A 9,701-nucleotide genomic window follows, 5' to 3' on the forward strand; every position below is an offset into this window, starting at 1 on the left:
CCGGCGGCGACGCGGCGGACCGGGCGGCCGCGCTCTACCGGCCGGACCTGTTCGCGGCGGCGATCGGCGGCTGAGCGCTGCCGCTTCGGACTCGGGGGCAACGTCCGCAGCTCCCGACGGCCATCCACCGTCGTTCCGGGGCCGCGGAGCGGAACCCGGAATCCACCCGTGTTGCGACGCCGAGGCGACGTCGCATCATGAGCCGAGGCCGGTCCCATCCGTAGGACGGTTCGGCTTGCGCGCTGCGGCGCCATCAGCCTCATTTTTGTGCAGCGCACGCGCCTGCCGCGCTCCTGAGCGCCGGCCGTACGGCGAGCGGCTCGACGCACCCGTTTTCCGTGGAGTGCCGCGCCGTCATTGCGAGGCGGAGCCGAAACAATCCAGCGCAGGACATCTCCGGAGTGGTCGCACCCGGGATCGCTTCGCCGACGCTCGCGATGACGGCGCGGGGCAGATCCAGACGGGATCAACGCGGCCGCGATGAGCCCGGCCCGCGCACTTGGCACGGCTCCTGCAACGCCACCCGCACGGGCCCGCCAACGATGACGGATCCCAAGACGTCAGCAAGGCCGCTGATCCGGACTGCCCGCACGCGACGAATGTCGATCGCGCAGGCGATCCCCGGACGGCGGCTTTTTTCATGTGCAGACAGCGCACCGGAGCGGAGAGCGGATGAGCATCGATCACGGCAACACGACCCGTCGCGGCGTCCTCAAGGGAGCGGCGGCTGCCCTCGCCCTGGCGGGTGCCGCCCGCGCCGCCTTGCCGGCCGGTGCCTTCGCGCAGGGCGCGGGGCCCGAGGTGAAGGGGGCCAAGCTCGGCTTCATCGCGCTCACCGACGCGGCGCCGCTCTTCGTCGCCAAGGAGAAGGGCATCTTCGCCAAGTACGGCATGCCGGACACCGAGGTGCTGAAGCAGGCCTCCTGGGGCACCACCCGCGACAACCTCGTGCTCGGCTCCGAGGGCAACGGCATCGACGGCGCCCACATCCTCACGCCGATGCCCTACCTGATCTCCGCCGGACGGGTGACGCAGAACAACGTGCCGGTGCCGATGTACATCATGGCCCGGCTCAACCTGAACGGTCAGTGCATCTCGATCGCCAAGGAACACATCGACCACAAGATCGGCCTCGACACCAAGCCGTTCAAAGCCGTGCTGGAGGCCAAGAAGGCGTCGGGCAAGGCGGTGAAGGCGGCCATGACCTTCCCCGGCGGCACCCACGACCTCTGGATCCGCTACTGGCTCGCCGCCGGCGGCATCGATCCGGACAAGGACATCGAGACCATCGTCGTGCCGCCCGCCCAGATGGTGGCGAACATGAAGGTCGGCACGATGGACTGCTTCTGCGTCTGCGAGCCGTGGAACGAGCAACTCATCCACCAGGGCATCGGCTACACCGCGCTCACCACCGGCGAACTCTGGAAGGACCACCCGGAAAAGGCCTTCGCCATGCGCGCGGCCTGGGTCGACAAGTACCCGAACGCCGCCAAGGCCCTGCTGATGGCGGTGATGGAGGCGCAGGCTTGGTGCGACAAGCCCGAGAACCGCGACGAGATGGCGGCGATCGTGGCCAAGCGCCAGTGGATCAACGTGCCGGTGGCCGACGTCGTCGACCGGATGAAGGGCAAGTTCGATTACGGCACCGGCCGCATCGTCGAGAACAGCCCCTTCACCATGAAGTTCTGGGCCGACAACGCCTCCTACCCGTACCAGTCGCACGACCTCTGGTTCCTCACCGAGGACATCCGCTGGGGCAAGTTCGACGCGGCCACCGACACCAAGGCGCTGATCGGCAAGGTCAACCGCGAGGATCTCTGGCGCGAGGCCGCCAAGGCGCTCGGCGTGTCGGCGATCCCGACCTCCACCTCGCGCGGCGTCGAGACGCTGTTCGACGGCAAGGTCTTCGATCCGGAGAACCCTGCCGCCTACCTCGCCAGCCTCGGCATCAAGAAGGTCGCGTGATGGCCACCGGAGCAACCCTCACCGCAACCCGCGCGCGCGCCGCCGCCAAGGCCCGCGGCCCGCTCGTCACCCTGGCCCCCCTGCGCGGCGTCGCCGCCCGCATCGTGCCCCCGCTCGTCGTGCTGGCGGGCTTCCTGCTCCTGTGGGAGTTGCTCTGCTCCTCCCCCACCGCCGGCCTGCCGGCGCCCTCGCGGGTGCTGACGGACGCCTGGGACATCATCGTCGATCCGTTCTTCGACAACGGCGGCACCGACAAGGGCCTGTTCTGGCATATCGCGGCGAGCCTCCAGCGCGTGGCGCTCGGCTTCTCCCTCGCCGTCGTGGCCGGCGTGCTGCTCGGCACCCTGGTCGGCCAGTCCGAATGGGCGATGCGCGGGCTCGACCCGATCTTCCAGGTGCTGCGCACGATCCCGCCGCTGGCCTGGCTCCCGCTCTCGCTCGCCGCCTTCCGCGACGGCCAGCCCTCGGCGATCTTCGTGATCTTCATCACCTCGATCTGGCCGATCATCATCAACACCGCGGTCGGCATCCGCAACATCCCGCAGGATTACCGCAACGTCGCCGCGGTCATCCGGCTGAACCCGATCGAGTTCTTCTACAAGATCATGCTGCCCTCGGCCGCGCCGTACATCTTCACCGGTCTTCGCATCGGTGTCGGCCTGTCCTGGCTCGCGATCGTGGCGGCCGAGATGCTGATCGGCGGCGTCGGCATCGGCTTCTTCATCTGGGATGCGTGGAACTCCTCGCACATCTCCGAGATCATCGTCGCCCTCGTCTACGTGGGACTCATCGGCTTCGTCCTCGACCGGCTGGTCGCCGGCGCCGGCGTGCTCGTGACCCGCGGCACCTCCGCGGCTTGAGGGAACAACAACCATGGCCCATCTCTCCCTCTCCCAGGTCGGCATCACCTTCCGCCGCGGCGGCAAGACGTCGGAGGTGCTGCGCGACGTGGACCTCGACATCGCCAAGGGCGAGTTCGTCTCGATCATCGGGCACTCGGGCTGCGGCAAGTCGACGGTGCTCAACATCGTCGCCGGCCTGCTCAAGGCCTCGACCGGCGGGGTGCTCCTCGACGGAAGGGAGGTGAATTCCCCCGGCCCCGACCGCGCGGTGGTGTTCCAGAACCACTCGCTCCTGCCCTGGCTCACCGTGCGCGAGAACGTGGCGCTCGCCGTCGACAAGGTCTCGAAGGGCAAGAAGTCCCGCGCCGAGCGCGCCCAGTGGATCGAGCACAACCTCGCGCTGGTGAACATGATGCACGCCGCCGACAAGCGCCCGGCGGAGATCTCCGGCGGCATGAAGCAGCGCGTCGGCATCGCCCGGGCGCTCGCCATGGAGCCGACCGTGCTCCTCATGGACGAGCCGTTCGGGGCGCTCGACGCGCTCACCCGCGCCCACCTCCAGGATCAGCTCATGGAGATCCAGACGCGTCTGCGGAACACCGTCATCATGATCACCCACGACGTGGACGAGGCGGTGCTGCTCTCCGACCGCATCGTGATGATGACGAACGGGCCCTCCGCCACCATCGGCGAGATCCTGCCCGTGCCGCTGGCGCGGCCCCGGCGCCGCCTCGATCTCGTGGAGGACGCGACCTACGTCCACGCCCGCGCCGCGGTGCTGGAATTCCTCTACGCCCGCCACGCCAAGCCCGCTCTCGCCGCCTGAGTTCGTGAAGGGGGATCACGGGCGCATGAGCGTGAAGGACAGACTCGTCGTCGCCGGCAACGGCATGGCCTCGCTCCGCTTCCTCGAGCGGCTGACGGAGCGGGCGCCGGGCCGCTACGACGTGACGGTGGTCGGGGCCGAGCCGGTGGCGGCCTACAACCGGGTGCTGCTCTCCTCGCTGCTCGGCGGCGAGGTGGACGAGGCGGCCTGCGGCTTCCGCCCGCTCTCCTGGTACGAGGAGCACGGCATCCGCCTCGTCACCGGCGCCCCGGTGACCGAGATCGACCGGGCGAACCGGCTCGCCATCGTCGGGCAAGCGCATGTCCTGCCCTACGACCGGCTGGTGCTGGCGGTGGGCTCGCTGCCGATCCGGCTACCGCTGCCCGGCATCGACCTGCCCGGCGTCCTGACCTTCCGCGATTTCGCAGACGTGGCGGCGATCCGAAAGGCCGCCGTGGATCACGCCAAGGCCGTGGTGATCGGCGGCGGCCTGCTGGGCCTCGAGGCCGCGGTCGGGCTCGCCCGGCTCGGGGTCGACACCACGCTGGTCCACGTCATGGACCGGGTGATGGAGCGCCAGCTCGACCACGCCGCCGCCCGCCTCGTCCGCGCGGCGATGGAGGCCCGCGGCGTCCGGGTGATGCTGTCCGCCGACACCGCCGCGATCGAAGGCGACGGCCGCGTCGAGCGCCTGCTGATGAAGGACGGCACCGTGATCCCCGCCGACCTCGTGGTGATGTCGGTCGGCATCCGCGCCTCGACGGCCCTGGCGCAGAGCTGCGGCCTCGCCTGCGGGCGCGGCATCACGGTGGACGACCGGATGACCACTTCGGACCCGGCGATCCACGCGCTCGGCGAGTGCGCCGAGCACCGGGGCGTCGTCTACGGCCTCGTCGAGCCCGCCTACGAGCAGGCCGAGGTGCTGTCGCGGGTGCTCCTCGGCGAGGCGGCCGCCTATCCCGGCACGTCCCTTGCCACCAGCCTGAAGGTGTCGGGCCTGCCGGTCTTCTCCGCCGGGCTGGTCGACACGCCCGAGGGCGCCGAGGCGGTCGTGATGCACGATGCCGCCGCCGGGCTCTACCGCAAGCTGATCATCGCCGAGAACCGCCTCCTCGGCGCGGTCTTCGTCGGCGATATCGCGGAGCAGGCGCGCTGCAAGGAGCTGATCCGCTCCGGCGCGCCGCTCTCCCCTGAAGACCGGGACGACCTGATGTTCGGCCCGGCCCCCAAATCCCTCGCAGCGTGAGTGAGGCAGCGATGGCAGACGAATTCAACGCCGAGCAGAAGCGCTACCTCGAAGGCTTCGCCTCCGGCATCGCGGCGGCCCGGATGACCGGCGGCCTGGCGATCGGGCAGGGCGCCGCCGCGGCCGCGCCCGCCGAGCCGACGGGTCCGGACGCGATCCACATCAAGGCGCAGGAGCGCACCGTGAAGGCGGGCGGCAAGCTCTGCGACCAGGAGAAGTGGAAACGCGCGGAAAACCCGTTCGACGGCCATAACCGGCTGAAGGCGGAGGCCGCCGCCGGCAAGCACCCCAAACCCGAGGACAATTTCCGCTGGCGCTACCACGGCATGTTCTGGGTCGCGCCGAACCAGGTCTCCTACATGTGCCGGATCCGGGTGCCCAACGGCATCCTGCAGCACTGGCAGTTCGCCGGCATCGCCGACCTCGCGGACGCCCATGGCGGCGGCTACAGCCACGTCACCACCCGCGCGGGCCTGCAGGTGCGCGAGATCGCGCCCGAGCACGCCCAGCCCTTCCTCGACGGGCTGACCGATCTCGGTCTGACCGCGCAGGGCGCGGGGGCCGACAACATCCGCAACGTCACCGGCTCGCCCGCCGCCGGCATCGACGCGCGGGAACTCTTGGACACGCGGCCCCTCACCAAGTCCTGGCACAACTGGATCCTGAACGACCGCTCGCTCTACGGCCTGCCGCGCAAGTTCAACGTCTCCTTCGACGGCGGCGGCGTGACGCCGGCCCTGGAGGAGACGAACGACATCGGCTTCCAGGCGATCGAGGTGCTGGAGGGCGCAGCGGTCGCGCCGGGCGTCTGGATGCGCCTCGTGCTCGGCGGCATCTCGGGTCACAAGGATCTGGCCCGCGACACCGGGATCGTCCTCAAGCCCGAGGACTGCAACCGCGTGGCCGACGCGATCATCCGGGTCTTCATCGAGAACGGCGACCGGACCAACCGCAACAAGGCCCGGATGAAGTACGTCCTCGACGCCTGGGGCTTCGACAAGTACATCGCCGCGGTCGAGGAGAAGCTCGGGCGCAAGCTCGACCGGGTCGATGCCGCCCATGTCGCGCCCCGCCGGCCGACCGACCGCTTCAGCCATGTGGGCGTGCACCCCCAGGTCCAGCCCGGCCTGAACTGGGTCGGCGTGGTGCTCCCGGTGGGCAAGATGACCACCGACCAGATGCGCGGGCTGGCCAAGGTCGCGGCCGAGTGCGGCGATGGCCAGATCCGCATGACGGTCTGGCAGAACTTCATCTTCTCGGGCGTGCCGGACGCCAAGGTGGCGGAGGTCGAGGCCCGCGTCGAGGCGCTCGGCCTCACCATCAAGGCCGCCGGCATCCGCTCGGGGCTCGTCGCCTGCACCGGCGCCCGCGGCTGCAAGTTCGCCGCCTCCGACACCAAGGGGCACGCGATGATCATCGCCGACCATGTCGAGCGGACGGTGCCCGCCCTCGACGTGCCGGTGAACGTCCACCTCACCGGCTGCCACCATTCCTGCGCCCAGCACTATATCGGCGATATCGGCCTCATCGGCGCGAAGGTCGTCGTCTCGGAGGAGGGCGACACCGTCGAGGGCTACGACATCGTGGTCGGCGGCGGGTTTGCCGAGAACCCAAAGATCGGCACCGAGATCTGGAAGGCGGTGAAGGCCGAGGACGCGCCGGCCCGCGTCGAGGCGCTGCTCAACGCCTACCTCGCCCTGCGCGAGAGCAAGGACGAGAGCTTCCAGACCTTCACCGCGCGCAAAGGGCCCGAGGCTCTCCGCGACGCGGCGGAAGCGCAGCCGGCGCTGAAGGCGGCGGCGTGACCCCGCGGCCGGCGACTCGTCGCGCGTCGCGCGCGTCTCTCCTCCCCCTTGGGGGGAGGAGCCGGAGGCGGGGGTGGTTCGGAACGCGCCGCAGCGGTGCCTCCTGCACCACCCCCACCCCTACCCCTCCCCGCAAGGGGGAGGGGACCACGGTCCGTCAGAATTCTCAGGTCCTGCCATGACCCAGCACGTCGCTCCCCCGCTCGTCCTGATCCCCGAGAGCGCCCCCTTCAACGCCGACCAGCGCTCCTGGCTGTCGGGCTACTTCGCCGCCCTGCTCGGCCCGGCCGTGGAGGGTGCCACGGCGCTCGCGCCCGGCGAGGCACCGGGGGGCGCGAAAAAACTCGCCGACAACGACGACGCGCCCTGGCACGACCCGTCGATGCCGATCGGCGACCGGATGGATCTGGCCAAGGACAAGTCCGAGCCGCAGAAGCTGATGGCCGCCATGGCGCAGCAGGATTGCGGCCAGTGCGGCTACAACTGCGCCGACTACGCCAACGCGATCTTCCTCAAGAGCGAGGAGCGGCTGAACCTTTGCCAGCCCGGCGGCAAGGAAACGCTGCGGATGCTCAAGAAGCTGGAGGAGGAGTTCGGCGCCGCGGGTGGTGCGCCCCCCGCGAAGAAGGACGAGGGCGACGCGCCCAAGAAGGAGCCGGAGCTCGGGCCGCTGGGCTATTGCCGCGAGAACCCGGTCGAGGCGACCTTCCTCTCCCGCACCCGCCTCAACGCGCCGGGCGGCGAGAAGGAGACGTGGCACATCGAGATCGACCTGAGGGACACGCCGATCCAGTACGAGGCCGGCGACTCCCTCGGGCTGTTCCCGGCCAACGCCCCGGCGCTCGTCGACGCGGTGATCGCCGAACTCGGCACGCGACCGGAGCGGATGATCGGCGGAAAGACCCTGCGCGACCGGCTGCTGACCGAGTACTCGCTCGGCGCGGCGCCGGACAACCTCTACCAGCTCCTCTCGCTGCTGACCTCGGGCACGGCGCGCAAGAAGGCGCAGGCGCTCGCCGCCGGCGAGGATCCGGACGGCGATGCCCAGCATCTCGACGTGCTCGGCGCGCTCCACAAATTCCCCGGGGCGCGTCCCGATGCCGAGGTGTTCCTGGAGGCGCTCGACGAGCTGCAGCCGCGGCTCTACTCGATCTCGTCCTCGCCGAAGATGGATGCGGGCCGGGTCTCGCTGACCGTGGACGCGGTGCGCTACAACCATCGCTCGCGCCTGCGCCTCGGTGTCGCCTCGACCCATCTCGGCGAGCGCCTGCCCGAGCAGACCAAGGTCAAGATCTACCTGCAGAAGGCGCACGGCTTCAGCCTTCCGGAGGATCCGGGCAAGGACGTGATCATGTGCGGCCCCGGCACGGGGGTGGCGCCGTTCCGCTCCTTCCTGCGCGAGCGCGCCGCCACGAAGGCGCCCGGCCGCAACTGGCTCTTCTACGGCCACCAGCGGCAGGCCAGCGACTTCTTCTACAGGGACGAGCTGAACAGTCTGAAGGACGCGAAGGTGCTGACCCGCCTCTCGCTTGCGTGGTCGCGCGACGGCACCGAGAAGACCTACGTCCAGGACCGCATGCGCGAGAACGGCGCCGAGCTGTGGAAGTGGCTGGAGGGCGGCGCCCATTTCTACGTCTGCGGCGACGCCAAGCGCATGGCCAAGGACGTGGAGCGGGCGATCATCGACGTCGCCGCGCAGCACGGCGGGAAGAACCCGGACGAGGCGGTGGCCTACCTCGCCGCCCTGAAGAAGGCCGGGCGCTACCAGGCCGACGTGTACTGACGGCTCGCTTCCCTCTCCCGCCGCGCCGTTATCGCGAGGCGGAGCCGACGCGATGACGGCGCGGGCGTAGGATCCGTTTCAACCCAACGGGTTCACCCGCGGGTCGGCCCGCAACCGTGCCGCGGCGAGGTCGATGAAAGCCCGGGTCTTGGCCGGCGCCCGCCGGCCCTCGGGGCTCACCACGTGGATCGGCACCGGCGCCGCCTCGTCCGCATCCAGCAGGATCCGCAGGCGCCCCTCCGCCACCGCCGAGGCGACCTGATAGGACAGCAGCCGCGCGATCCCCCAGCCGTCGAGCGCCGCCGCGAGCACGGCATCGACGGTGTTGCAGACCAGGCGGGGATGGACGGTCACCGTCACCCGCCGGTCGGTCCCGAACCGCCATTCGGGCAGGTCACCGGTTGCGGTCGAGCCGATCACCGCGTGATCGCGCAGGTCGCGGGGCGTTTCGGGCACGCCCTGCCGCTCCAGATAGGCCGGCGCCGCGCAGACGACCCGTCGCACGCTGCCGACCCGGATCGCGCTCAGCCCGGAATCGGCGAGATGCCCGATCCGCACCCCGACATCGATGCCCTCCTCGATCATGTTGACGATCCGGTCGAGGAACAGCGCGCGCACCGACACGGCGGGGTGACGCGCGAGGTACGCGGTCACCACCGGCAGCACGTAGAGGCGGCCGAACTGCACCGGGGCCGTCAGCGTCAGGGTGCCGGTCGGCGTCGCGGTCGAGCCGGCGGCGACCGCCTCGGCCTCCGCGATCTCGGACAGGATCCGGCGGCAATCCTCGAGATAGCGCCCGCCCGCATCCGTGAGCTTCACCGAGCGCGTGGTGCGGATGAAGAGCCGCGCGCCAATCGTGGCTTCGAGCGCCGCGACCGCGCGGGTGACGGCGGCCGGGCTCATGCCGAGCGCGCGCGCCGCCCCCGCGAAGCCGCCGCCCTCGGCGATCCGGACGAACACTCGCATTCCCTGTAGCCGGTCCATGACGGCCTCCCCGCGGCGATAGGGTGCCGATTATTCCGCATCACGCAACAGTCGATTGCCGGCAAGACCGGTTCACGCCGCGGCCGGGAAGGAGTGTGATGCAGCCCGCGGCCGATCCTGCGGCCGCGAGGAGATGTCGCCGTGAAGCTCTACACCCTGTCGCTGTCGGGCCATGCCCACCGGGCGCGCCTGTTCCTGTCGCTGGTGGGCCAGCCCTTCGAGACCGTCGAGGTCGATCTCGCCGGCGGGC

Annotated in this window: 8 protein-coding genes; 7 read left to right on the forward strand and 1 reads right to left on the reverse strand. The window is 70.4% G+C overall.

The annotated features are described in order from the left end of the window. Positions 1-672: 672 nt before the first annotated feature. From MFF42_RS25160 to MFF42_RS25185, 6 genes are all read left to right on the forward strand, one after another. The gene (locus tag MFF42_RS25160; RefSeq protein WP_238258708.1) at positions 673-1,965 is read left to right on the forward strand and encodes a CmpA/NrtA family ABC transporter substrate-binding protein; all 1,293 of its coding nucleotides are present in this window, start codon (positions 673-675) and stop codon (positions 1,963-1,965) included. Then, the gene (gene ntrB / locus MFF42_RS25165; protein ID WP_238258709.1) at positions 1,965-2,825 is read left to right on the forward strand and encodes a nitrate ABC transporter permease; all 861 of its coding nucleotides are present in this window, start codon (positions 1,965-1,967) and stop codon (positions 2,823-2,825) included. Before MFF42_RS25160 ends, ntrB begins: the two co-directional genes overlap by 1 nt. 13 nt (positions 2,826-2,838) lie before the next feature. Continuing rightward, entirely contained in the window at positions 2,839-3,633 is a 795-nt protein-coding gene (locus MFF42_RS25170; RefSeq protein ID WP_238258710.1) for an ABC transporter ATP-binding protein, read from the forward strand. Positions 3,634-3,658: 25 nt separating this feature from the next. After that, complete coding sequence (locus MFF42_RS25175) at positions 3,659-4,879, forward strand: NAD(P)/FAD-dependent oxidoreductase (RefSeq protein ID WP_238258711.1); 1,221 nt, start codon at positions 3,659-3,661, stop codon at positions 4,877-4,879. Positions 4,880-4,890: 11 nt separating this feature from the next. Further along, positions 4,891-6,684 (forward strand): NirA family protein, encoded by a 1,794-nt coding sequence (locus MFF42_RS25180; RefSeq protein WP_238258712.1) that lies wholly within the window; start codon positions 4,891-4,893, stop codon positions 6,682-6,684. Between the two features lie 178 nt (positions 6,685-6,862). Next, positions 6,863-8,467: a sulfite reductase subunit alpha gene (locus tag MFF42_RS25185; RefSeq protein WP_238258713.1), complete on the forward strand. Its 1,605-nt coding sequence runs from the start codon at positions 6,863-6,865 to the stop codon at positions 8,465-8,467. Between the two features lie 78 nt (positions 8,468-8,545). On the opposite strand, the gene MFF42_RS25190 is transcribed toward MFF42_RS25185, so the two are convergent. After that, complete coding sequence (locus tag MFF42_RS25190; RefSeq protein WP_238258714.1) at positions 8,546-9,451, reverse strand: LysR family transcriptional regulator; 906 nt, start codon at positions 9,449-9,451, stop codon at positions 8,546-8,548. Positions 9,452-9,592: 141 nt separating this feature from the next. On the opposite strand from MFF42_RS25190, the gene MFF42_RS25195 reads away from it, so the two are divergent. Continuing rightward, positions 9,593-9,701, forward strand: a 109-nt coding sequence (locus tag MFF42_RS25195) for a thioredoxin domain-containing protein (protein ID WP_507763122.1), incomplete at its 3' end; no start/stop codon positions are given.

The organism is Methylorubrum podarium (assembly GCF_022179745.1).
Classification (GTDB): Bacteria; Pseudomonadota; Alphaproteobacteria; order Rhizobiales; family Beijerinckiaceae; genus Methylobacterium; species Methylobacterium podarium.